This is a genomic window from Neobacillus vireti, from assembly GCF_036962465.1.
Taxonomy (GTDB): domain Bacteria; phylum Bacillota; class Bacilli; order Bacillales; family Cytobacillaceae; genus Neobacillus; species Neobacillus vireti_B.
Window position 1 is genome coordinate 31,089 of the sequence record NZ_JBALNF010000016.1, and the last position, 26,006, is coordinate 57,094.

Below are 26,006 nucleotides of genomic sequence, written 5' to 3' on the forward strand. Positions count from 1 at the left end.
GCCCCCTTACTTTAACTTTTTCTGGAGCTCATACAGCAGGTTAATAGCTTGAAGTGGCGTCACATCTAATAAATCGATTTCTTTAATTTTCTCTAAAACGCGTTTTTCTTTAGGAGTTGGCTCCGCTTTTTTCGGTGATGCGGGCTCATCGAAAAAGGATAATTGGGCCGGCTGCTCAACTGGTTTTTCTATCTCTGCAACGGGCTGCTCGACCACTTTCTCCAATGGAGCCGTCTGAGCATCTGTCTGTTCCAGTTCTGCTAAAATTTCACTCGCCCGTTTGATTAACTCCGCCGGTAGTTCCGCGAGCTGCGCAACATGAATACCGTAACTTTTATCAGCTGGACCTTCTTTAATTTTATGAAGGAAAACAACCTTGCCATTATGTTCAATCGCACTAACATGGATATTTTTTAACTTCGAAAGTTCTTCTTCCAACACGGTTAGCTCATGATAATGGGTTGAAAATAAGGTTTTTGCACCAATTCGCTCATGAATGTATTCAATAATCGCCTGCGCAAGGGCCATCCCATCATAGGTGGATGTTCCCCGGCCAATTTCATCGAATAAAATTAAACTGTTTTGCGTTGCATTGGCAATCGCATTTTTTGCCTCAAGCATTTCCACCATAAAGGTACTTTGTCCAGAAATCAAATCGTCCGCTGCCCCAATCCGGGTAAAGACCTGATCAAAAATCGGCAATACCGCTTCTGATGCCGGTACATAACAGCCAATTTGCCCCAATATCGCTATCAGAGCGATTTGCCGCATGTACGTACTTTTACCGGACATATTTGGTCCCGTGATTAACAGGACTTCACGATCGCTGTCCATCATGCAGTCGTTTGGCACATATTCTTGTGTGTTCAACACTTTTTCAACAACCGGATGACGGCCATCCTTCAGTACGACCCGACGCTCATTCGAGAACTGCGGCTTGACATAGCGGCGTTCTTCACTGACTTGAGCAAAACATTGTAAAACGTCTAATTCACTAACGGCTTTGGCCAATGCCTGTAAACGCGGGATTTGTTCCTTAACCATTTCGCGGATTCCCGTGAATAAATCATATTCCAGCTCTCCGCATTTTTCTTCCGCTTGTAAAATTAATGCCTCTTTTTCTTTTAATTCCGGTGTAATAAAGCGTTCAGCATTCGTTAACGTCTGTTTCCGCTCATATTGCCCTTCTGTTAAAAGGTGAAGGTTCGCACGGGTAACCTCGATATAATAGCCAAATACCCGATTATAACCAACCTTTAAAGACTTAATTCCGGTTTTCTCGCGTTCTTCTCGTTCTAGCTGGGCAATCCACGTTTTTCCGTTTCGGCTGGCATCTCGATATTGATCGAGCTGATCATGATAGCCGTCCCGGATGATATTTCCTTCTTTTAAGGAAAGCGGTGGATTATCAACAATGGCCTGTTCCAGCAGGTCGGTTACCTCTTCACACGGGTCAAGCTTTTCAGCAATTTCATTCATTTGCTCATTTTGCATTCCAAAAAGGATTTGTTTTAAAAAGGGTACCTGCATTAAGGAGCGTTTTAGCTGGACTAAATCGCGGGCATTTACATTTCCAAACGCCACTCGTCCGGCTAATCTCTCTAAATCATAGACTTCTTTTAAGTTTTCACGCAGTTCCTGACGCTCAAAATAATGCTGGATTAACACATCGACCAGATTATGCCGCTGCTCAATTTCTGATTGCTGAATCAAAGGCCGATCGATCCAGTGCTTTAGCATCCGTCCACCCATGGCTGTTTTGGTTTCATCAAGCAGCCATAGCAAGGAACCTCGTTTCCCTTTCGAGCGAATCGTCTCGGTTAATTCGAGATTTCGTTTTGAATAGTAATCAATTTTCATATATTGCTGAATTTGATAGGTCGTTACAGGCTGCAAATGGTCTAGACTTCTCTTCTGCGAGCGGAATAAATAATGAAACAGTCTTGCTGCCGTTTGCTTTAATTTTTCTTGATTCAGATCTTCGAGCAGATGGGCAAAGTTCATTTCTATTGAACTATTATCCTCTATCGAAATTGCCAGCACATCGCGTTCACGCATCTTCTTTTGCAGTTCCCCATCAAAATTACTGGCAACCACAACTTCTTTCGCACTTAGAACAGCCAATTCGTTGAGAACTTCATCAAAATTATTGGAAAGAAGGGTAACCCGGCTTTCACCTGTTGAGATATCGTTGTAGGCAAATCCATAGGTTTGGTCGTCAAAGGCTGTAATGGATGCGAGATAGTTGTTCTCTTTGTCCGTTAACCCTTTTCCATCCATTACGGTACCAGGTGTGATTAACTGAACAACTTCTCGTTTGACCATGCCTTTGGTTTCTCTTGGGTCTTCCATTTGCTCCGCAATTGCCACTTTAAAGCCTTTGGAAATCAGTTGTTCAATATAGTTTGGAGCAGAATGGTAAGGCACACCGCACATGGGGATTCGGTCTTCGCTGCCGCCCTCGCGGCTAGTCAGCGTGATTTCTAATTCTTGTGATGCTTTGATGGCATCGTCAAAAAACATTTCATAAAAGTCGCCTAGGCGAAAAAATAAAAAGGCATCTTGATAATCTGCCTTAATCGTTAGATATTGTTGTATCATCGGCGTATAACCAGCCATAATGACCTCCAGGATATTAATCTTTTATTTAAGGGATTCCCCTCTTGATTGGGTGTTTTTTAAGAACCGCTCTTTGTCCTTAGAGACGTGTTCATGAAGACATGGTTGGTGCATTTCTTGCTTAACTTGTCCTCATAAAGGGTTCATGCGGACCGTGTTGAATCGTTTCTTGCCTTCTCTGTCCTCATAACGAGTTCATGAAAACCCATTTGGCTCTTGTTCACTATTACTTATCTTATTTTCGATTTTCTTCGACAAACTATTATATCATATCCGAATGGTGTCAGGCACCCATTGAATATTTGCCAAATTAATAGAATAAATGATCCATACTTTCGACTATTTCCGTAAGCAAACCATGGTATGATGCAAATTAAAGGGGGAATTTATGTATGGGGTGGTTTGGCAAAAGCTACAAAAATTATGATTTTGACATGTTTTCCGTAAGCCATTTTGTCGTAATTGCTCTTTTAGTCATAGGTGCAACTTGCCTATTTTTGTATAGAGATAAATTGAAGTCTGAAAAATTAAGACCTTGGGAGATTGGCGCAGCCATTTCGCTAATTATAATAGAAGCAACCTACCATGTTTGGATGGTGATCAATGGCAGTTGGCATGTTAGTCATGCGATTCCTCTAGAATTATGCAGCATTAGCCTCATATTAACAGTGATCCTATTGCTATTTAAAAAGAAGTTCATTTATGAAATTTTGTTATTTACGGCTTTGTTAGGTGCATCCCAGGCGATTTTCACTCCATTACTAAATTATGATTTTCCGCATTTTCGATTTTTTCATTTCTTTTATACACACTTAATGAGCATTCTTGTGCCACTCTATTTCACTTGGGTAAAAGGATATCGCCCTACCTTTTGGTCAGTTGTGAAGTTGTTTATCTTTTTAAATGTCCTGATGCCAATTATTATGCTGATTAATAAGTTGGTGGGAGGAAATTATATGTTTCTGAGTCACAAACCAAATGGCACAAGTTTGTTAGATGTTCTTGGCCCCTATCCTTGGTATATCTTATCATTGGAAGGCCTATTAATTTCATTAAGTCTAATTGTGTGGATCCTCTTTCGAGAAAAAACAGCAAGACAAATGGAGGTAGAGAGGAACCTCCCAATGCCTTAACCGATCTTTTTATTGACCTTTGTTAATTTAATTATTATAATAAATAACGTTCCTAATATTTGTCCCGATAGCTCAGCACGATTGAATCCGCTTCAGTGGTTTTGCTACAGCGTACTGATCGAGCAGCTTCTTGATTAATCTTTCTGAGATCAGGACGGGATATACTTTATTGCGTTAGGAAACTAGATATGTTTTATTAAATTTGTCCCGATAGCTCAGCAGGATAGAGCAACAGTTTCCTAAACTGTAGGTCGGAGGTTCGAATCCTCTTCGGGACGTCTAAAAACCCTTGCGATTGCAAGGGTTTTACTGTTTTAATCTGTCAAAATTTCACTATTGAATCATCTTTTTCATTATTCGTTTCACAGAAATTAATGTCATCAAAAACAGAGACACCTTTATAATCGTTCACATTACACTCTACCATTATAAATCCTCCAACAAAAAGCGGGAGAATATTCCGAACTTAAAGTTTTGATATTATTAATAATACAGAAGGAGATAACGGGTTGTAATTTATTCAATTTAATAAAAATTGTTTTGTGTACAAAAAATTCTTCTTTAGTTAATCCTTATGAGACGTACTGAATCTATAGTAATGAAACTGCTGCTTCTGCTTTAGAATCTTCCGTTTCGATTTTAGGAGCTGTTCTAACAAGAAGCGAAGCACTAAATGTTACGATTGCAACAAAAATAATGTAAAAACTAACCGCATAGGAAGTGCCAAACCGATGCATTAGGTACGTACATATTAACGGTGCAATTCCGCCTGCAATTATGGACCCAAACTGTGATCCAAGAGAAAGACCGCTATACCTTAATCTTGCTGGAAAGCTTTGTGCAACAAAAGCACCTTGCGGACCAACCTGCATGCTATGTGGGACCATGGCAAGAGCCGTCGCCAAGAAAACAACGATTGGAATCCCTGTATTAATGAGTCCAATATATGGGAATGCCCATAATAAGGTTGTTACTACTCCAATCAAATACATTTTCCTAATGCCAAATCGATCTGCTAAATAACCGAAAAGCGGAATACAAATGGCCATAATAACACCACCAATGGTGTTTGCATTAATTAAAAATTGTTTGTTCAATGAAAACTGTTCAACCCCGTAGTTGATCATTAAAACTGTGTAAACATAGAATGGACCGTTTTCAGATAGGCGAACTAGAGCAGCTAATAGAATATCCTTAGGATGTTTCCTCAATACTTCCAATACAGGAAGACGTGATACCTTGTTTTCATCTTGTACATTACGGAAGGACGGGGTCTCCGGTATCTTTGCTCGAATGATTAAACCGGCAATAAGTAAAACAAAGCTGAAAAGAAATGGAATTCGCCATCCCCATGTAAAGAACCCATCACCAGATATCGTCATAATTAAGGAAACCATGATAGAAGCTACCAGCATACCTGAGGCCACTCCCATTTGCGGCCACGCAGCCATTAAGGCTTGCTTTTTCTTATCTCCCCATTCCATTGAAAGAAGAACTGAACCTCCCCATTCTCCTCCAACTCCAATTCCTTGTATCAAACGTAATAAAACAATCAATGTCGGTGCCCACATACCGATTTTGTCATAAGTAGGCAGAAGGCCTATGGCTAAACTGCTGAATCCCATTATAAACATCGTTAATACTAGTGCAGTTTTTCGTCCAATTCGATCACCGAAATGGCCGAATATTGCTGCACCGATCGGACGGGCGATAAAACCGATCGCAAATGCTCCAAAAGATTGCAAGGTAGCTAGATATGGATCCGCTGAAGGAAAAAACAGTTTTGGAAAAATCAATGCTGAAGCAGTGGCGTATAAGAAAAAATCATACCATTCAATAACTGAACCAATTGTTGCAGCAACCGCTGCTCTTCTTCCCATTTTTTTATACGTAGTATTTTCCATTTACATTCCTCCAAATAGTATTATCAATGTTTCACTACTATTCAACTCGAGTTTTTTAATTATTCGGAATATTATCTTGATACTTTTTCTGATTTTATGATAAGCTCTTCGGGAGACTGAATTAGTCTCATGTGCTTCAGTAAATCAATAAATTTTTTCATCGTTTCCTTTTGATAATCATCAATATTGGTTTCATCAAAATGATAAAAACCCTTTTTCGTTTTTAATCCAATATTTCCACTGTGCATTTTCTCTTCAACTATTTCAGGCGGCAAGAACCGATCGTCGGTTAAAGATTTTTTTAAATAATGGCTTGCATGGAAAAGAGTGTCTGCTCCTCCCCAATCAATAAATTCCAAAAGCCCTAAAACTGCGAATCTTAGACCAAAGCCTATCCTGGATGCCTTATCAATATCTTCGACTGAAGCAACTCCCTCTTCAACCAGACGTGCTGCTTCATTCATTGCGAGCGCTTGAATTCTTGGCACTATAAACCCAGGAGATGGCGCACACTTCACTGGCACCTTTCCAATCCCCTTAAGAAGTTGAAACATTTGCTCCAAGTTCTCGTTACTTGTTTCGTTTCCAGGACTAACTTCTACAAGAGGCATCAAGTAGGCAGGATTTAACCAATGTGTATTCAAAAAACGCTCTTTATGGGTGACAAATTCAGCTAGATCATTTACCAAAAATGAAGATGTAGTTGAGGCTATTAAGGCATCTTTAGAAGCAAAAGTACAAATCTGGGAGAATACATTCTTTTTTACTTCGGCAATTTCCGGTACTGCCTCAAATATAATACTTGCTTCCTTCCAAATGGGAAAAGAATCATCCAAACGACAAATACTGATTATTTGGCTAATCTCCTTGACCATTCCCGCAGGTATTACATCAGATATTTCCAGTATCTTTAAATGACTATTTATCTCTGCCTCAGTTTCTGACTTAAGCTGCTTGAATTCTTCCGGGCTCCTTTCTTTTATGTCAACAAGTACTACTGGATGACCCTGATAGGCAAAAGCAACAGCAATGCCTCTGCCCATACGTCCAACTCCTGCGATTAAAATGGACTCTTTAACGTGTTTCATAATGATGCAGGCCCTTTTTTAATACTTCTTTTAGTTCACCCTTTGTTTTTGATGAAAGCTTGAGATTTTCCATGGTCCTTCCAGTATCCCGAAGATTTTCTCCTGCTACTGCTGAAGCTATTTGAAGCAGTGCTTGCGCTGTTGGAACAGGGACTCCCATCCATTCTCCAATAGAAACAAGAAAGGCCAAACCGCAAGCAATATCCTCTTTCATATAGCGATGGTTATATAAATTGAGAGGTTCAAACCAATCCTTACCGTCTACTAATTTTTCATGTGCTCCATTCCCATACATCCATTCTTCTCCATTAGGATTATAATGATCATCTAGTGGAAAATGGGGTGCACAATAGCCTAATGCTTCCCTTACTTTGATCCTTTCAGCATCCAACAATTGATGAACCTTACGAATAGAGGGTTGGGTTCCTTCATTATGAATGTCCCATTTTTCAAAATGTTCAATCGGACCAGCATTCATTAATATAAGTGGAGGATGAATAATCGGTCCTGCATTCATTAAAGCACCGTCAAGTGCATCTTGAATTGGCTCTATTGATGGAAATGCTTCTTTTAAAATCTTGAAGGCATAGTCTGATTGATTGCTAGGAAAAACACCTGTTGGAAGTCGTGTCGCTCTCCCAGATATGGAAACAGATTGTTCATCGTGTTTTCTTGATAGGTATGGGAGTGTACCAGTTTCAGCAAAAACAACATTCGCCCGGCATCCTTCTTCTTCCAAAGTTTTTGCCATCAGATAGCTTCCAAATGTTCCCGGGGCCAAGTAAATGACTTGTCCGTCTTCAAGGACCGGTGCAAGTTGCTTTGCGATTGACTCCTGGGAAAAAGCAGGGAGCGGAATGACAATTAATTTAGCACCTTGAACAACCTTCCGGATATCTGTGCTGGCCAGATCTAATGAAACCATTCTTGAGCCAAGATAGTCTTTTAATAGAATTTGTTGTTGTTCAAGTACTTTTTGGAAGGCATTTTTATCCCTTCGCCAAAGCCTCACATCATGCCCCTTTTCTGTTAAATCAACCGCGGCAGCATAAGAACCATTACCTCCACCAATCACAGCAATTTTCATGCAGTTTAACACCATCCTTATAATGATTGACTACTTAACGATAATTTTGATTTTTTCATTTCGGCATAGATTTGTGGGATTTACTTTTATAGTAGGTTTATTCTCGCAGCTAACGTTAACTCTCTAATAGGAAGAAGGGACGGCCAATGGATGCCTCTAGTCGGAAATATCGATCCAAGCCTGCTGCACGGAACGCATGTGTCATATTTGATACTGTTTGCAAGTCGGGAACATTATATAAAAAGCATGCATGCCAATTGTTCGGCCCGGAATGTCCTGCTGTTAAAATATCCCGGTCAAACGTTCCTAATAACTCAGATCCATTCTTTCCCCATTCTTGAAGGATGTCATTTAACATCGGTAAAATTTCTTTTTCTTTTTGCTCCTTAGATGTGTCAAACCATCCAGTTGATTCAAACGTGATAAACACTCTTAATGGATTTGGCACCACTGGTGCACCATGTTTTATTTCAGCCATTATCTTCAACACTCCTTCTGGTATTTTATATAGTTAAGAAGAAGATGTCTGATGAGATTACATTTTATCTCATCAGCAGCCCTCCGTTGATATCAAACGTTGAACCGGTTATGTACCCCGCTTCCTCAGATGCTAGAAATGAAACCATTCTCGCTACTTCTCTTGCCTTTCCAAACCGCTTTACAGGAATCCCTTCCTTCATTTTGTCGAGTTTTCTAGGATCCATCTTATCCATTTCTGGTGTTTCAATTGCCGCAGGTGCGATACTATTAACTGTGATTCCTTCATCAGCTAATGCACGGGCAAAGGATTTCGTTAAGGCAAGCTGACCGGCTTTTGATGCACAGTAATGGGCACCGGATGTCAACGGACCTGCTTGACCCCCAAAAGATGAAATATTGATAATTCGGCCCCATTTTTGTTCTTTCATTGGATGCAAAACCGACTGTGAGAAGAAGAAAGTTCCTCCTAAGTTAATGGAAAGTATTTGATTCCATTCCTCTGGAGTGATATCCTCTATACACGTTTCTTTTCGAGCCCCTGCATTGTTAACTAAAATATCAATTCGACCCCAATGATCAAGAATCTTATCTACACATTGCCGAACAGCTGTTACATCGGCGACGTCCACTGTTAAAAACATGCAGTGAGATGGATCAATTTCTCTTAAGATTTCTGAATCTTGGACCTGACGTAACAAATCTTCATTTATATCAAGTAAAACTACTTTTTTTCCTTCTTCAAGAAATACCTGAGCAATCGCAAGCCCCAGTCCTTGACCGGCACCCGTCACAACTGCAACCTGATTACTTATATTCATAAAAAGGAACCCTCCTTTTGTTTAAGACACTTCTTTTGCCTCAGCTAATTTTTCAATTTTCCCTCTAAAAAACAGCAATGGGGCTTTCTCTTGATCATATGATGCATTTTTTACTAATCCAGTTATGATATAGTGGTCACCGCCCTCCAGGATTTCGTGAACCTCACATTCTATTGTTGCAAGATTTCCATTTAAAATTGGAACATCATCCGCTGACATCGAGTAATTTGCATCAGCAAATTTATCGGTCTTTTTTGCAAACCCCCAACATTCCTCTTCCTGATTTTGTTCAAGAATATTGACAACAAATGGCTGACCCTTTTTAAAGGCTCGTAAACTTCCGGATCTTTTATCAATGCAGACTAGAATTAAGGGAGGGTCTAACGAGAGCGACGAAAAAGCATTCGCGGTTAGGCCAATAAGCTCCTCCCCATATTTTGCAGTGATGACAGTTACTCCAGTGGCAAAGTGACCAAGGGTATTTCTGAATTCTCTGTTATCCATATAACTTCCACACCTCATTCATTGTTTTTCTTTGGTTCTAATCTTCTATCTATTTGGCTTACTATAGTTACTCACGAAAACTAGATCTTTAGCTTTCCCATCACAAATAATATTTGCAGTGCAGCTTGAATTTCAAAGCGATTATTTGAAAGAGATAAATCTAATTCAAGTAATTCCTCAATTTTTTCGATTCTATATCTCATCCCGGTTAATGAAACATTCATTTCACGGGCTGTCTTGCGAAGATTAAATTCATATTGTGAATAAAAGTATAAAGTTTGAACGAGTTCAGCATTTTTTCTATCATCATAAAGAATAATTGGAGAAAGTTTACTGATCGCAAAGTCTTCCAACTCCTTTGGTGACCTTGCATTTAAAAATAGGGTTAAATGTCCTAACTCACTGGAAAGCATAACTGATGATGTTTTCGACTTCATTTTTGCGACCTCTACCGCTTTTTTAGCTTCCACGGACATTTGATAAAATTGTGAGATGTTCTGAGTAGGACCGCTTATCCCAAAATAAATTGGAAAAAGTTTATTTTCAATTTGTTCTAACATTCTTTCAGCAAATTTTTTAATGGTAGTTCTCTCAGATTCAATCATTTTCTTAGAAATCACCATTTGAATCATATTTAATTTTGCTGAAATAAGAATATTTGTGTTGTGACTTTCTAAAAATCGGTAAAACAAACCAACAAGTTTATCACGGATTTTAAGATAATCATAGCTGCTTTTTAGACTATTATTCTCATTTTCTCCATTATCTAATTCCACATTAATAACATAATAGGGCTCTGAAAGATCATATCCCAGGTATAAAAAACGATTATAAATTTCCCTGACATCAACCTCTTTGTTATTTAACAGATGTTCGAGCATTTCACCATTTAAACGGTTTTCTGTCTCAATCGCCGTTCGTTCATTTTGAATATACAGCGCCGAAGCAGTTGTGACCCGCTCCAGTAAATCCTTGTAAAAATCTTCATTCTCTTGCTCTGGTGCAATGATAATGAAGCCAAAAATCTGGTTTTTTACAATAATTGGCGAGATTAATATCTTAAAGGTCCTATCTTTAAGTTCAGTTACAATGATTTGATTCTTCTCCATCATTTCTGTTAATTGTTGATATCCTATATTACGGGCCGTTAAATATTGCTCGATGCCGGGTAATTCCCCGTAAGCTGCTTGCCGTTCAAATGAGTTATTTTCAATTATTACCGGGCAATGAAGATTTTTGCCAAGAAGTTCAGCAAAGTTTTCCAACCCTTTTCCTTGCAGCATTGCCTGGTTTAGACTGCGGCTTAGTGTGTAGCCAATTTTAAATTTTTCTTTCTCCTGCTCTACCCGCCGATACATTTGATCGAGCTCACCCGACATATCGTCATCCTCGTAAAACATTAATTCCTCAGCTATTTCGGCTCCCCATTCTTCAACTGTTTTTCCAATATAGCTGCAATATTCATCGCCTTTTCCTTTACAGCGGCTTTCTTTAAAAATAATTTTTTTCCCCATACACTCGCTCGTGTAACCGCTTGCATAACCGCTTAGAAAATAGCAAATTGGTTCATGATATAATGAAAAATATTTTAAATGCTGCTTCACTTCATATGAATCCAACCAGAAGCCCGAAACATTAAACTTGCCGGTTTTCATATCTACATCAAAGTTTTCAGGATAGGAAAAAACACGACCAGAAAGCTGATGCATTTTCGTTCCGGCAATTAGCCATTCAAGATCATCAGACCATTGTATTGCTTTTCTTAACATGCGTGCCTCTTGGACACCGCAATTCCAACCATATCGAAGCAAGAATCTTTTTGCCCGTTGAACCCCTAATGCAGTTATTAAATCCTTGCGAAGAACTCCCCAGGCCTCTGCGCTTGTAATGGTCATTTGGAAATCTTCTAAAGGTATTTTAGATTTCTCGGAAAAATCCAATAAATGTTCCAGCTTTAGATCATTTGCCTTTCTAGCCAAAAGATCCCCTCCATTATTCTGAATATTTTTTATTTAAACATTCATCTACAAAATAATAAAGGATTTTTTCACTCATATGGATTAAAACACCAATCAACAAATTCGTTATCAGGTAATTGGATAAGCAACTCAGCCGGCTCTCAGGGCAGATTGCTCACATATGGATTAGGAGGGTCAAATGTAGCCGGGCATCGGCGGCACACCAAGGAATACCGAGCCTGCGCCGTCATACATGCTTTCACTGAGGAACGCGTGCTGGGTCACGACCATCGCGTCGCGCAAATAGCGCTGCAGCGGGTGTCCGTCGTAAATCGCCGCAGTGCCAGAAAGCATGTAGGCAGTCTGCACCGCGCTCGCGCCTGCGCGGGTAGCTTGTACGGCTGCCAGACGAAGCATGCTTGATTGTTCAGTGGAGACGCCATCACCCCTCATGATTGACTCCCAAGCCATATCGGTGGCTTCGTAGAAGAAGGCGCGCGCCGATCTTAGCGAGGCTTCAGCCTTTGCCACGGAAATTCGCAGGTAAGCACGATCGGCCATCTTCGGTGCACCGGTAATGCCAGAACGACCACCGGCCGCCATCTGAGAGACCTCATCAAGCGCTGCGCGGGCGACGCCAAGATTGACCACCGCCAGTACTTGCGCTGCATAAGCAACGGATGGATACTGGTAGATCGGCTCTTCAATCGAAGGCAACCCGCCACGGACAAAGGTCCATTCGTCGGGGACGAAGACATCTTTTACCCTAAGATCATGGCTGCCTGTTCCACGCATCCCTAGCACTTCCCAGTTCTCGACGATTTCCACGTCCTCAGGCTTGAGCACAGCAGTGAGCGGCTTGCCGCCCTCCCCGGTGCCAATACCGACGCCGAGAATGTCAGCACCCTTGCAGCCGCTCGCAAACTTCCAGAGACCATTCACCCGCCAGCCGCCCGCGACCTTCTTTGCGGGCTGGACAGGGAACAAGCCGCCCGCGAAGGACACGTCAGGCCCATTTGCATAAAGGCGTGCGAGCGTTTCTCGCGGCAGGGCAGCTAGGTAGATTGCAGCAGAGCCGAAACTCGCTACCCATCCGGCAGAGCCGTCAGCCTCTGAGATGGCTTCGATCAGCCTGAGAAACTCCGAGGGCGAAATGGCATCTCCGCCAAAACAACGAGGGGTGTGAGCACGATAGACACCCAGTTTCTTTAGTTGTTCTACCATGTCCCGAGGCACGTGCCGTTTCTCCTCAAATTCGTCTTTTCTGGTGCGGATTTCAGTCAGCACACCCTTGAGAAGGTTCTGACTTTTCATTTCAACAGTCATGAATCATTCCTCCCTTTGTCTTAATAGAATACCGTTTAATAGTTTCGTAACTTTTTGAATATTGTGATTATAATTACATTTTATCGATTGTTAACACTATTAACAATTTACCAATAGGTCTAAATCAATTGAATTTATAGTATTATTGATACTAAAATCTAATGAATTAGAATATATTAAATAGATTCACGTCTACTTAATTAAGAAATTCACCTTATTTTTGGCATGTTTCTTCAAATATTTTTAAACCTGCTAGTGCACATTGGACATCTTGATCAGAAGTACCGCCCGAAACCCCAATACCTCCAACAATAATTCCTTTGAATATTAATGGAAATCCTCCTCCAAAAACTACCAGCCGATCTGTATGGACAATCCCTGTTAATAAGGCAGGATCATCTTTAATCATCGAATACCATTCATGGGTTGGCCTACCAAAAGCTGCGGAAGTGTATGCTTTGTTTTGTGCAATTGTTCCACTTAACAATGGGGCTTCGTCCATCCGAATAAACGCTTTTAAATTTGCCCCATCATCTATGACAGCGGCATTTACTTTAATTCCCAATTCTTCTGCTTTGTTCGTAATCGTCTCTAGAATTCTTAATGCTATTGACTGGGTTAAAGCATATTTTGGATATAGTACTCGTGTTTCTACACTTTCAATATCAGCTTTTTGGAAAGAATTCTCGTAGTCTTCTATACTGATAAGGTCGAGGTCGCTCTTAGGTGTCATACAGCATCCTAAGGCAAAACTGTTTTCTAATTCTTCATCGGAAAGTGCCTCTTTTGAACGAACCAAATCCTGCTCGTAATCTCCATTCAATACTTTCACCTTGCACATACCACACCCTCCGCGGCGGCATCCGACTGGAAATGGAATAAATTCATTCCTAGCTGCATCAAGAGGAGATTGGTCCGGTGCTGAGTTATAATCAAATTGTTTCCCCCTAGCCCTAAGTGTCACTTTATACATTCGCTTCCCTCCTTCTACTAATTCATTCGATTAACTATCCCCATTAGGTTAACGCTTTCATAAACGACTCCGACAATACTCTAGCATGATAGAAAATCCCGGTCCCTATTTTGGAGGCATCCCAAGTTATGGTTGGCATATCCGCATAGGACATATATCCGTTGGCAAAGGCTTCGTTACGATTGCCAGATGGATCAAAGAAGTAAATGGTTTCTCCTCTTGAAATCCCATGGCGGGTAGGAGTGACATCAAATGGAACATTATACATCGATAATAGATCAGCAGCTTTAAAGACATCATGAAGAGAATCAACATGGAATGCAGCATGGTGAAGCTTCGCATCAGGGCCTTTCACAAAAGCAATATCATGGGCAGTATTGGTTGTAAAAAGAAAGCTTCCCAGCAACTCCTCGTCACCTTCAGTGACAATTCTTTCACTTTGTCTGAAGTTCAGGGCTTCAACAAAGAATCTAGTAACCGTTTTCAAATCGTCCCCTGTTAATAGAATATGGTCTAAACGATGTGGTGCAATCCCTTTCCAATTCAGTGGCCAAGGATTAGGATTTCGATATCCCACTGCTGTTCCCAGGAAACCAATTTCATAATATAATTCGCAATGATGTCCTGTCGGTAATATAAAATGAACTGCTTCACCTTCTGCCAATCTAGAATTCTTTGATATTCTTGTCGTTGTACAACCAAACTCTTCTACTTTCTTTTCGTAATAAGCTAAATCATCTAATGTCTCCACCTTAAAGGCCATATGTGCTAATCCTGGCGAATTTGATTTTGTCAATATGACACTGTGATGGTCAAATTCATCCCAAGCTTTTAAATAGACACTGTTACCCATCCGTCCGGTTTCTTCCAGACCAATAATATTTGTATAATAGTCAACTGATTTATCTAAATCCAAGACTTTTAATTCAACTCGGCCAATACGTAATACTCTCGCCATTTTCTTTTCCTCCTGACAAAGTAAGATTTTTTACTAGAAAATTATTGTTTTAAACGTTCAACAAGTTGTAGTAATTCTTGGTTTGGACCCCTAAATAGGATCATTCGTCCGCCTTCAAGGGTGGATTTAATTTCATCTGACAGAAAGGTAATATTGTTTCCTTTTAAAAAACTAATTGTTGTATCAATATTCTCTACTGTAAACGCAAGATGATTTACAATTCCGTTTTCGTTGTATTGATTCGATGTATCAAACTCTTGAATTAATTCTATTTCCATATTTTTCTGTGATGGCAGAAATATAAAAGCCATCTCCCTATCGGGCTTTCTTCCTCGAAGTCGAACCTTAAACCCAAATATTTCTGAATAAAATTGTATGGTCTGATCCATGTCTTTTACCATTATGGCAACATGCTCCATTTTACTGATCATTGCCTGCTCTCCTTACCATGCTCTCCAATCCTAATTTCCAATAATTAACTTCTTTCGATTTTTTTCTCGGACAAGGGAAACCATGAAATGTTTCCCTACTATTATTTAAATTTATTTTTTAAAGCCTTGATCCACTGTTCTGATTGTTCGTAACAATCACCGATTTGCAGTAATTTTTGATCGGCGAAGGGTTTTCCAATGAATTGCAATCCAACAGGGAGATTTTCTGCAGTAAAACCACATGCAACGGATAATGCCGGAAAACCTAAAATATTTGCAAGAGGCGTCTTCCCAAGTGTAAACATGTTGCTGATGGCCATTTCCGGAACCATAGTACCAATTTCAAATGGTGGTTTAACATTCGTTGGTCCAATTAAGGCATCGAGGCCATTCATTTGCTTAAATGTATCTCTCACAAACTGATTTCTTCTCCGCTGTGCTTGGATATAAGTGGTTGCAGATACTTCATTCCCAAATTCAAAGCGATATTTCAAATCATCTCCATACAGATGGCCATACTTTTTTAATAATGGCTTATGAAAGGTGACAACTTCCGCTTGAGCAATAGTTTTAAGTGCATCAAGAGCTTGTTCGATTTCTGGTAAATCAATTGGTACAATTTCTGCCCCAAGTGACTCTAATTGACGAAAGGCCTGTTCTATGATGACTTTCACGCCATTATCTATCCCTGAAAACATATAGGGTTCATAAAAACCCAACCTTACTCCTTGTAAATCTATCAATGGTTCATTAAATACTGCCGAATCATTTCTACTTACTGTTGAACGATCTTTAGGATCATGTCCCTTCAACACTTCAAGCATGATTGCAGCGTCCTTTACAGTCCTTGTCATTGGCCCGACATGGTCTAACGACCAACTAAAAGGAAGACATCCAGCTCTGCTAACCAAACCATACGTTGGTTTAAAACCTACCGTTCCGCACATCGCTGCTGGAAGACGTATAGAGCCAGCAGTATCTGTACCAACTGCACCAAAAGCCATACCCGTTGCGGTAACTACAGCTGAACCTCCACTTGAACCACCGGGAATCCTTGATCCATCCCAAGGGTTTTTCGTACTTCCATAATGGGGATTTTCTGTCGTGGCTCCCATAGCAAATTCATGCAGGTTTGCTTTTCCGATAATAATAGCACCAGCTTCTCTTAGTTTTTGAACAGCTGTTGCATCCTCATCAGGTATCCATCCTTCAAAGATTTTTGATCCATTGGTGGTTTGAACACCCTTTGTTTGCAAAATATCTTTTACAGCAATGGGGATACCGTGTAATGGACCTCTTATTTGATTGTTCTCCATCGCTCGTTCAAGTTGTTTTGCCTGAACCATCGCCTCCTCTTCCATTACTGTTATAAAGGCATTTAAACGAGGTTCAGTCTCGTGAATTCGGTTGATGGTTAATTGCGTTAATTCCACTGGTGATATTTCCTTTTTTTTAATATGAGTGATTACAGTTTCAATCGTCTCAAAAAGAATATCATTCATTTTTGGTCCTCATATTTTTCAAGATTAAAAGTAAATGCTGGTTCTTCGTTAATAACCTCGATTTCCCCATCATCTAATATCGTTCTTAAATACTCATCTAATGACATCTAATCCCAACTTTCTCTTGGAAGTTCACATTCTACTTTCTAGAGGTTAATAGTCTTATTAATCACAACTTTACTTTCGCTGCATTTTTTTGAAACTGTTCCTTCATTGGAAAGGCATCTTGCCATGTTTTATGTTTATCATCATAGATTCCGTCACTGAATAAAGTTTTCAATGAATCATTATCTAATATGAGCGGTTCGTTTCCTTCTTGGAAGGCTTTTACTTGTTGAAGCAATAAGCGGCGCATATGAATAATAGGTAAGTCACTTGTACCAAGGTGTTCATTTGAACGATCTACGATTAGACCCATTGTTTCGGTTGCTGCATGATCCTGATTGGCTATTCCGCGAATACCGGAAAAGTTTCCTGTTTTTTGTAACTCCCTGCTTTGTCCATATTCATTTTCAATGCTGATTTGTTTTTTGAAATCACCATCTAACTGTAAGCCGCGGCGGGTATAATTTGCTTCTACATCAATCGGACGATTGTGGGAGAATTGAACATCCCAGGACCATGTACTATAGTCATCCCTTGGAATAAATGCATGCCACATTCCGTCCTCCCCGCTGAATCTTGGAGGGAATGTATAAAATGGAAAAATATAATGAATTTCCATAAAAGCATTTTGGTCTTCATTTCCAATTCCCACAGCTACACACCGTTTCCCATAATTTGTGTCCTCAACATCCTGCTTTACAGGTGGATTCCTAACAAGCGGGTGATCCGGGTCAATTCCTAGATCCGTACTTAAAACCCCTTCATTTGTTTCCTGTTTTCCATGTGCTTTATGAAGAAAGGCCGCATGAACATAATCTAAATCATTTTCCATTACTTGTGCATAATTACATTCCTGCCACACTCGTTCAGTCATTGTATTTTCCTCCGGCAATCCCATCCAATAGAATACTGGAAATGCCGGTTGTTTCTCAATCGGTCCCATATAAGTCCAGATAATTCCTTTTACCTCTTTCACAGGGTAGTTTTTTAACTTGATTTGCTTCCTGAATTTTGGATCTCCTTTTTCGGATGGAATATCAGTACAATTTCCCTCAGTATCAAATTTCCAGCCATGATACATACAGGTGAGTCCGCACCCGGCATTTATCCCATAATAAAGTGAAGTTCCGCGATGAGGACAGCTTTCTTCCATCAATCCAACACTGCCTTTAGTGTCACGAAATGCGATTAAATCTTCACCAAGAAGTCTGATCCGTATTGGTTTACCATCACTTTTTAATTCAACTGACTTTAGTGCCGGAATCCAAAAACGACGAAACAATTCACCCATTGGTGTTCCTGGACCCGTACGCGTTAATAATTGATTATCATCTTTTGATAACATTTAATTTCCCCCTTACCCGTATTTTTTTGAAAATTCTAATTTATGAATTCATATTAATAAATTGTAGTGAATCAAACAATTTAGTTTTAGGTCGAAAAAATTGATTTTTACAACCGATTCGTACAGTACTTAATCCCCTTCCCATTTTGATCATGGCTTAGGTACGAAATTAGGATCCATGACAGATCAATTATCAAAACTGACATAAATTTTTTTATCTTATAAACAAAAAAAGAACATGTCCATTCAATGGAAATGTTCTTCGATACACTTATACGCTGTTTTTTGTTTATTTCCCACGCCATGCCTTTATACGGGTATATCCACAGCTGTGCTTTTCCACCAATCCGTTAGGGTAAAATTCCCTTTAATACCCGCAATGCATTATCTCCAATGATTTTTTGAATGTCCAGAATCCTATAGTCATGTTTAATCATCCATTTAATCATATTTTTCATCGCTTCTGCTGGATTTTCTAAGCCTTTAACAAATGCTGATTCTTCGAAACGTTCCCCATGTGATTCACTAAGGGAAAGCATGTCGTCAAATGCGTGCTGCAAGCCAACATGGTCTCCAAAAAATGTATCGGGTCCCAGTCCAACATGGTCAATTCCAACTAAATCTATTAAATACTCCAAATGTTCCATAACTGATTCAATAGTATGTTCGTTTGGATTTTTTGCTGAAAGGGTAGTATTGGGGGCCGCACACACCCCGATGATCCCCCCCTTATCTGCACAAGCCTTTAATACCTCGTCCGACTTCATCCTTGGCGAGTTCCAAACCCCACGTGCACCTGCATGTGTAATAAAGACAGGTGTTTCACTTGCGTATATAACATCCAAACTTGTCTGATCTCCACAATGCGAGATGTCAATAACCATCCCCAGTCGATTCATTCTTTCAACTACTTTGCAGCCGAATTTAGTTAACCCACTGTCTCTTTTTTCTATTAGACCCGCTCCTAAAGTATTCGCTTCATTGTAGGTGATACCCATACAACGGATACCTAATCCATATAAAACATCTACACGGTCCAGTTCATTTTCTAAAATACTTGCTGCCTCTAATGAAGGAATAATAGCAATCCGATTGGTTCTCTTAGCTTCTATTAAATCATGATAATTTTTCGCAATATAAACCGTATTCTGCTTAGCAATATCACAATACCTAATCCCTAATGTTAAAATAACATCATCCCACTTTAAACCGTTTGTTGATGTCAAAATTGAGATTCCATCCATGAAGTTATCGAATAATACGTCTACACCAGATATGGCTAGCCCTTCATAATCATAGACAGTATGCAGTTGACGACAATAAGGAATAATATCTTCTTGATTCTTTGGAACCACAAAACCATGATCTCTCAGGGACACAATTGGATAGTATTTCAATAAGGTTTCAAAAATCTTTTCCTGATCTTCCCTTAATTTTATTTCTTCTGTTTGCCGGTATCTTTCCAACTGTGGTAGTTGGAACGGCTTATAGTGTTTACCTGGTGTTAAATATTGAAATGAATGATACCCATTAAAATTCTTTCCATTCATATGTATGCCTCACCTTTTGTGAAATTTTGATACAAGCTTAAGAATTTCGGATTATAAACATGCCTTACATATTCCTAAAATAAAAACCCCTTTTTCGGGAGAAGTGGGAATCTTTAAGGTTATTATGTAAAGAAGACATAACTTCCATCTTGTTACTCTTTTATAGATATAATCTACTATTATTTATTTAGAAAATAGTTGAATTTTTTTAATTATAATTATCTTTTTCTAACTGTTCCACAGCAGTTTCGGTAGGAAAAATAATTAGTTTTTGTACTATTCTGTAATTTCAGCGAAATAAATAAAAATATTATGGTATTATATTAGAAAAAATGCTCACTTCTGGGGGTAAAAGTATGGTCATAAAAGCAAACAACATATCCTTAATGGATTTACTTGGAATTGACACTGATAAGGACAACTTTTTTCAGTCTCATGGAATGTTTATATCTAGTGCCGATGCATGGGGAGCTTTAATAAAGGATTTAGTTTTGGCACTTGGAATAGAACGGGCAAAACGCTTTTTATTACGATATGGTTATCAATGCGGACAACATGAAGCAAAATTGCTGAAAAATATGTTCAAATGGGAAACCAATAAAGAATGGGTTTTAGGCGGCGTCACCATGCATAACTTATCTGGTCGAACGGCATCTGTCGCAACAAAAACTACTATCAATATAGAAACTGGAGAATTTGATGTAGAAGGTTTTTGGCATAATTCTTATGAGGCAAAACAATATTTACAACATTTCCCCGTTCATTCAGAACCTGTTTGCTACTTTTTAGAGGGATATGCAAGCGGATATTGCAGTACTTCATTCGGAAAAAAAATCGTTTTTAAAGAAGTCGAATGTATTGGAAAAGGGGATAAACATTGCCATTTCATTGGAAAAACACTGGAGTTATGGGGAGAGGAAATTTCAAGTGAATTAGTTGATTATGCACGGGAAGATATTGGAGATGAATTGGACCGGGCGTATAAACGGATTGAAAAACAAAGTGAAATCCTAAAGCGGGTGAATAACTTAAGTAATCAATTAACCCAAATTGTTCTCCAAGGAAAAGGCTTAGAAGCAATATCTCAAACCCTCGGCAGGAACCTTCAGTGCGGTATCGTCGTTTCTAATCAACATTTTGAAACCATTACAGAATATGGACAAGTCCTTAACTATTCTTTACAAAATCTCATCGAAAACAAAGACATGCTTACCCCATCCGATCGAAAAAAAATATATGAAATGAATAATAAACGATCTACCGTTCAGTTAAATTCTTTAGAGCAATTGGGATTAATTTATTTCCCTTTAATTACTCCAATAATCGTCCAAAATGAAGTTTACGGATATATTTCCATCATTAAGAACTCAAAGGAAATTGAGGAACTAGAGTCTGCTATTATCGAAAGGGCAGCAAATATTTGTGCTCTTCATATATTAAATGAAAAAACGGCCATAGATACAGAAAATCGTATGAAAGGAGAATTACTTAATGAATTATTACTCACCCCCTTACAAGACTCAAATATTACGAAAAGACTCTCTTTTTTAGGCTACAACCTAAATAAGCCACATTATGTGTTTATATTTCGTTTACAAAATCAAAAACTAAACTATAAGAACGATAAAATATTTCTAAATGAAAGTGAATTAATTGTTACTACTTTAAGAAAATATTCTTCAATTAGTGAAGAAAAAATATTGATTTCTAAATCCTTTGGACAGATTCAAGCATTAATCCCGGAGAACCTATTACTTTCATTAGAAGGGAGTGTCACAAAATTTGGAGAATCATTACTTCAAGAATTCAAGAAAAACCAGCCTGCTTCATTGTTGTTAATTGGGATTAGTAACCGCTGTTTAGAAACTAATCATTTTCATGAAGGATATAAACAAGCTAAAAAAGCTCTTGATATTGCGCAAATCAAAGGACAGAAACAAAGGGTAATTTTATTTTCGGAGCTAGGTTATATCTCTATTTTGTTAGATGCACGAAATCCCGAAGAGTTAGAAAACTATGCTAATAACATTTTAGGTCCTTTATATGAGTGTGATCTTGAGAAATCTACCGAATTTTTGAAAACGCTATATTTTTATTTGAATAATGAATGTAATTTGCATAAGACAGCTCGATTTATGAATTTATCAATAGGAGGAATGCGATACCGCATCGCAAGTATTAAAGAACGATTTAACATTGATATGATGAATGCCAGTGACCGGCGCGAAGTACAGTTAGCCTTGGACATTTACCTGGCTTTTGGTAAACTGCCTTTTTTAATTGGTGAGTTCAATGAGGATCTACCTTCCATTTAATAAATAATTTTTTAACCATGTAGCTCTTGAGAGAACAACAAGAAGATGGAACTTTTAAAATAAAACTCCTTCTTTCTAAGATTATTAAGGGTTCAAGTGCATCCCATTAAATAAAATCATAAGATCTAACGTTTTTCATACTCCAACTTGAAGGAAGTGAAATTGCATGGAACACGTATTTTCTCATAAATTTTTTCATCAAACAGCCACCCATTTGCCACCAAATATTACAAACCGATGTTGAACAAAGAAAACCTGATAATACCAAGCATTTCTCCATATGATACAGATTAACATTACACATTCCTGACCAGTGGGTCGGAGGTTCGAATCCTTTTTAGGACATACAAAAAACCCTGTAAACCCAATACTTCAAGATTGGTTTTACAGGTTTTTTTTCACAAATTGTAAGCAAAAAAATTAGCCCAGTAGTTAAGTAACCTGATTTCTATCTGCTCACATAATGATTGGGTTTTCAGCCTTGCGGAATTTTGCTCATATCCATATACAACGCGTTCCACCGATGACCGTCCGGATCGGTAAAACCGCAGCCGTACATCCAGCCGCCCTTTTCGCCCGGCTTACCGTATACAGTGCCGCCGGCCCGTTCTGCTTTCGAAGCCAGCTCATCAACTTCTTCCCTGGAGTTCGCCCCCAAAGAGAATAACACCTCCGTGCCCTGCCACGAGTCCGCCACCGCATTACCAGAAAAACCACTGAACGTGGATTCCGGGAAAAGCATCAAAACAACCTGATTATCGCCAACGATAAAACTCACTGAGCCATCTTGACTCACGTACTGCTCATTCAATCGAAAACCAATCCCCGTATAAAACGCCTTTGACCGTTCTGGTTCTCGGACTGGTAGGTTCAACCATATTTCTCTCGACATATCTAACAACCTCCTGTTTTAGAAAACAGTGATTCACTCACTCCTATATAAATTCAATGCTTAGTCTATTCTTCCCTTCTTGGTTGGAAATAAAATCCTTGCGGAGTTCTGCTCATCCCCTTCACTAAAATTAGTATCGGGCCGTTTCACATTTCTGTTTTCTACATATTTTGTAATTACCGCACCATTCCCATTCACTAATCTCTACTACATAATGCATTAAAAAGAAGATCAAAGTGGATAACAAAAGAAATGTAAAGGGGTTACATCCATGATTAACGTATTATTTGTATGCCTAGGGAATATTTGCCGTTCTCCGATGGCTGAAGCTTTGTTTCGCGCATTAGTCAAAAAAGAAAAGTTGTCAAAAAAAATTGCCGTTGATTCCGCTGCAACCAGTTCATGGCAAATCGGCTTCCCTCCCCACAAAGGAACCCTTGAGATTCTCAAGAAATACCATATCTCTTCTGAGGGACTTGTTGGACGCCAATTAAAGAAAGAGGACTTTTTGAGATTCGACTATATTATCGGGATGGACAATAGCAACATAAAAAATATTTATAAGATCACCGGCAAACCTAATCATCCCAAAATCTTCAGGCTGCTCGACCTGACTAGATACAAAAAAGATATCCCCGACCCATTTTTCACAGGAGATTTTGAACAGACGTATCGTCTTGTTTCAGCCGGCTGCCGGGCATTACTCCATAAAATACACAACGATCAAAACTTATAACAAACGAAATTTAAACTCCCAGGTTGAAAAACAAAGAAAGCAATGCCCTAAAAGCATTGCCACCTTGTCCTAGAAATATAAAACCTTATAACGGACGTTCCCAAAAACGTCCCTGTGCCATTCCCTCAATAAATGGAGTAATATCATTTTGGGATAAATTATATACACCTGGTGCTTCTATATTTACTCGGCATCGTTCAAGCGCTTTTTTATCCGGGACCGCCACTGCCAAAGGTTTAAAGTGCTTAAACGTCGTTTCAATAAATTCCAATGCACACGGTTCGACTTCAGAACTACTACTAATTAATATCGCTGCATCAAAAAGACTTGAATCGGCCGTATCAAACGTATCGGTTACTTTTAGTACAGGACTAATCGTAAACACTTTCTTTGCTACAATACTATAATTTATATTATATTGGGCCAGCGTTCGAACCCAATCCGTTACTTTTTCATCATCGGGTTCACCGTTTAACAAGATGGCTGCACATTTAGTAGACGGCTGGCTAACGGTGTTTGCCATACTAAGTGCCGGAGACTTTTTATCCGAGTTTACTTCAAGATTTTCCTCAGGCAGCTCCGCCCCAATATTGTCAGCGACTTCCTCGGCTACTTGCCGATCGATATGATTTAATAGTGCCACCGCATTATTTTTAACCATATCCGATTTACATTTCCCAAGTTCAAAGCTGAGGGCATCTTTCAGGTGCTGCTGTTCAAATGGAGCAAGACTATTGTAGAATAACTTCGCTTGAGAGTAAAAATCTAGAAAACTCTCACTACGGCCTCTGATTTTCCGCCCCTCGATCTTTTCCTGATAAGATTCATAACCACCTATTTCAACTGGCGCCGGTTCAGGCTGATTGCCATTTAAACCGTTGCGGTGGTAGCTTGTTTGCCCTTGATGAATCGCCATTTGATGCATTCCATCCCGTTGATTGTTATGAAATGGGCAGACAGGCTGATTGATTGGAATCTGATGGAAATTTGGACCTCCCAGCCGGGTAAGCTGTGTATCTGTATAGGAAAATAAACGGCCTTGTAAAAGGGGATCGTTTGAAAAATCGATACCCGGTACTACATGACCAGGGTGAAAAGCTACTTGTTCTGTTTCTGCAAAGAAGTTGTGGACATTACGGTTCAAGGTCATTTTACCAACGATTTTTACAGGTACATCCTCTTCCGGCCATAATTTGGTTGGATCTAGAATGTCAAAATCAAAATTGAATTCATCTTTTTCAGGGATGATCTGCAGACCTAACTCCCATTCCGGGAAATCCCCTTTTTCAATTGCTTCATATAAGTCTTGACGGTGGAAGTCTGGATTTTTACCGGCTATCCTCTGTGCTTCATCCCAGACGAGTGAATGAACGCCAAGGACAGGCTTCCAATGGAATTTTACAAAGTTGGCTTCCCCATCCGCATTGATCAGTCGGAAAGTGTGTACACCAAAACCCTCCATCATCCGTAAACTGCGCGGGATGGCACGGTCACTCATGGCCCACATCACCATATGGGCCGACTCATGGTTTTGGCCAATGAAATCCCAAAATGTATCGTGAGCGCTCGCACCTTGTGGAATTTCCGTGTGCGGTTCAGGTTTAAGAGCGTGGACAAAGTCAGGGAATTTAATCGCATCTTGAATAAAGAAAACTGGCATATTATTCCCGACTAAATCAAAGTTGCCTTCATCTGTATAAAATTTGGTTGCAAAGCCGCGGACATCACGGACTGTATCGGCTGATCCTTTTGAGCCCTGAACCGTTGAGAAGCGGACAAAAACCGGAGTTGTTTTCGCTGTGTCAGTGAGAAAGTCAGCTTTTGTATATTCAACCAAAGATTCATAGAGTTGGAAGATTCCATGGGCCCCTACGCCACGGGCATGAACCACCCGTTCAGGGATTCGTTCATGGTCAAAATGGGTCATTTTTTCACGAAAATGGAAGTCCTCCATCAAGGTTGGTCCTCTTAACCCAGCCTTTAAAGAAAACTCGTCCTCCGACACCTTTAGCCCTTGGTTAGTAGTCAATGATGCTTTTTTTTCATTATCAATTGAAAAATTTTCTAATTGAACCGCCTTCTTATTTTCCATTGTGATCCTCCTTACCAGAGTATGTATAAACAGAAAGAGCAGGTAAAAAAATACTCCCTCCTTCAGTACCCTTTTTTCAGGAAAGTGAAACGTGTCGTGACCATTGGATCTAACAAAGCATTTTAGAAAATGAGCAACAAGAAATGCGATATTGTATTTTTTTTCTAAAAAATATGACAAAAGTTGTAAT

General features: G+C 39.4%; 20 protein-coding genes and 1 tRNA gene. 4 read left to right on the plus strand and 17 right to left on the minus strand.

The window, feature by feature from the left end; genetic code table 11:
- Positions 1 to 6: 6 nt before the first annotated feature.
- Entirely contained in the window at positions 7 to 2,619 is a 2,613-nt protein-coding gene (gene mutS, locus V7077_RS07035; RefSeq protein WP_335499826.1) for a DNA mismatch repair protein MutS, read from the minus strand.
- Positions 2,620 to 3,011: 392 nt separating this feature from the next.
- On the opposite strand from mutS, the gene V7077_RS07040 reads away from it, so the two are divergent.
- Both V7077_RS07040 and V7077_RS07045 read left to right on the plus strand, forming a co-directional pair.
- Positions 3,012 to 3,752, plus strand: a complete 741-nt coding sequence (locus V7077_RS07040; protein WP_335499828.1) for a YwaF family protein — start codon at positions 3,012 to 3,014, stop codon at positions 3,750 to 3,752.
- A gap of 204 nt (positions 3,753 to 3,956) precedes the next feature.
- Positions 3,957 to 4,030: transfer RNA gene (locus tag V7077_RS07045), tRNA-Arg, on the plus strand.
- Between the two features lie 312 nt (positions 4,031 to 4,342).
- Here the strand turns inward: V7077_RS07045 and V7077_RS07050 are convergent.
- From V7077_RS07050 to V7077_RS07115, 14 genes are all read right to left on the minus strand, one after another.
- Positions 4,343 to 5,656 (minus strand): MFS transporter, encoded by a 1,314-nt coding sequence (locus V7077_RS07050; protein WP_335499830.1) that lies wholly within the window; start codon positions 5,654 to 5,656, stop codon positions 4,343 to 4,345.
- A 71-nt stretch (positions 5,657 to 5,727) separates the two neighbouring features.
- Positions 5,728 to 6,744 carry a 3-hydroxybutyryl-CoA dehydrogenase gene (locus V7077_RS07055; protein ID WP_335499834.1) on the minus strand — a complete coding sequence of 339 codons (1,017 nt, stop codon included), beginning with the start codon at positions 6,742 to 6,744 and terminating at the stop codon, positions 5,728 to 5,730.
- Positions 6,731 to 7,831 carry an NAD/NADP octopine/nopaline dehydrogenase family protein gene (locus V7077_RS07060; protein WP_335499836.1) on the minus strand — a complete coding sequence of 367 codons (1,101 nt, stop codon included), beginning with the start codon at positions 7,829 to 7,831 and terminating at the stop codon, positions 6,731 to 6,733. Before V7077_RS07060 ends, V7077_RS07055 begins: the two co-directional genes overlap by 14 nt.
- A gap of 115 nt (positions 7,832 to 7,946) precedes the next feature.
- A complete protein-coding gene (locus tag V7077_RS07065) occupies positions 7,947 to 8,309 on the minus strand; it encodes a hypothetical protein (RefSeq protein WP_335499838.1) in 363 nt (120 codons plus the stop codon).
- A gap of 64 nt (positions 8,310 to 8,373) precedes the next feature.
- A complete protein-coding gene (locus tag V7077_RS07070; RefSeq protein WP_335499840.1) occupies positions 8,374 to 9,129 on the minus strand; it encodes an SDR family NAD(P)-dependent oxidoreductase in 756 nt (251 codons plus the stop codon).
- Between the two features lie 21 nt (positions 9,130 to 9,150).
- Positions 9,151 to 9,633 (minus strand): flavin reductase family protein, encoded by a 483-nt coding sequence (locus V7077_RS07075; protein ID WP_335499842.1) that lies wholly within the window; start codon positions 9,631 to 9,633, stop codon positions 9,151 to 9,153.
- Positions 9,634 to 9,713: 80 nt separating this feature from the next.
- Complete coding sequence (locus V7077_RS07080; RefSeq protein WP_335499844.1) at positions 9,714 to 11,612, minus strand: XylR N-terminal domain-containing protein; 1,899 nt, start codon at positions 11,610 to 11,612, stop codon at positions 9,714 to 9,716.
- Between the two features lie 174 nt (positions 11,613 to 11,786).
- Positions 11,787 to 12,917, minus strand: a complete 1,131-nt coding sequence (locus V7077_RS07085) for an acyl-CoA dehydrogenase family protein (RefSeq protein WP_335499846.1) — start codon at positions 12,915 to 12,917, stop codon at positions 11,787 to 11,789.
- Positions 12,918 to 13,131: 214 nt separating this feature from the next.
- Entirely contained in the window at positions 13,132 to 13,890 is a 759-nt protein-coding gene (locus tag V7077_RS07090; RefSeq protein ID WP_335499850.1) for a heme-binding protein, read from the minus strand.
- A gap of 43 nt (positions 13,891 to 13,933) precedes the next feature.
- On the minus strand, positions 13,934 to 14,848 hold the full coding sequence (locus V7077_RS07095) for a catechol 2,3-dioxygenase (protein WP_335499852.1): 915 nt from the start codon (positions 14,846 to 14,848) through the stop codon (positions 13,934 to 13,936).
- A 41-nt stretch (positions 14,849 to 14,889) separates the two neighbouring features.
- Positions 14,890 to 15,279, minus strand: coding sequence for a VOC family protein (locus V7077_RS07100; protein WP_335499854.1), 390 nt, complete (start codon positions 15,277 to 15,279; stop codon positions 14,890 to 14,892).
- A 101-nt stretch (positions 15,280 to 15,380) separates the two neighbouring features.
- Positions 15,381 to 16,781: an amidase gene (locus tag V7077_RS07105; RefSeq protein ID WP_335499856.1), complete on the minus strand. Its 1,401-nt coding sequence runs from the start codon at positions 16,779 to 16,781 to the stop codon at positions 15,381 to 15,383.
- A gap of 169 nt (positions 16,782 to 16,950) precedes the next feature.
- Positions 16,951 to 18,231: a Rieske 2Fe-2S domain-containing protein gene (locus V7077_RS07110; RefSeq protein ID WP_335499858.1), complete on the minus strand. Its 1,281-nt coding sequence runs from the start codon at positions 18,229 to 18,231 to the stop codon at positions 16,951 to 16,953.
- Between the two features lie 350 nt (positions 18,232 to 18,581).
- Positions 18,582 to 19,781, minus strand: a complete 1,200-nt coding sequence (locus V7077_RS07115) for a dipeptidase (RefSeq protein WP_335499860.1) — start codon at positions 19,779 to 19,781, stop codon at positions 18,582 to 18,584.
- Positions 19,782 to 20,137: 356 nt separating this feature from the next.
- On the opposite strand from V7077_RS07115, the gene V7077_RS07120 reads away from it, so the two are divergent.
- On the plus strand, positions 20,138 to 22,096 hold the full coding sequence (locus tag V7077_RS07120) for a XylR N-terminal domain-containing protein (protein WP_335499863.1): 1,959 nt from the start codon (positions 20,138 to 20,140) through the stop codon (positions 22,094 to 22,096).
- Between the two features lie 475 nt (positions 22,097 to 22,571).
- On the opposite strand, the gene V7077_RS07125 is transcribed toward V7077_RS07120, so the two are convergent.
- Positions 22,572 to 22,988: a VOC family protein gene (locus tag V7077_RS07125; protein ID WP_335499865.1), complete on the minus strand. Its 417-nt coding sequence runs from the start codon at positions 22,986 to 22,988 to the stop codon at positions 22,572 to 22,574.
- A 271-nt stretch (positions 22,989 to 23,259) separates the two neighbouring features.
- Between V7077_RS07125 and V7077_RS07130 the strand changes: the two genes are divergently transcribed.
- On the plus strand, positions 23,260 to 23,724 hold the full coding sequence (locus tag V7077_RS07130; RefSeq protein ID WP_335499867.1) for a low molecular weight protein-tyrosine-phosphatase: 465 nt from the start codon (positions 23,260 to 23,262) through the stop codon (positions 23,722 to 23,724).
- 85 nt (positions 23,725 to 23,809) lie between these two features.
- On the opposite strand, the gene V7077_RS07135 is transcribed toward V7077_RS07130, so the two are convergent.
- Positions 23,810 to 25,816 carry a catalase gene (locus tag V7077_RS07135; protein WP_335499869.1) on the minus strand — a complete coding sequence of 669 codons (2,007 nt, stop codon included), beginning with the start codon at positions 25,814 to 25,816 and terminating at the stop codon, positions 23,810 to 23,812.
- Positions 25,817 to 26,006: the final 190 nt, after the last annotated feature.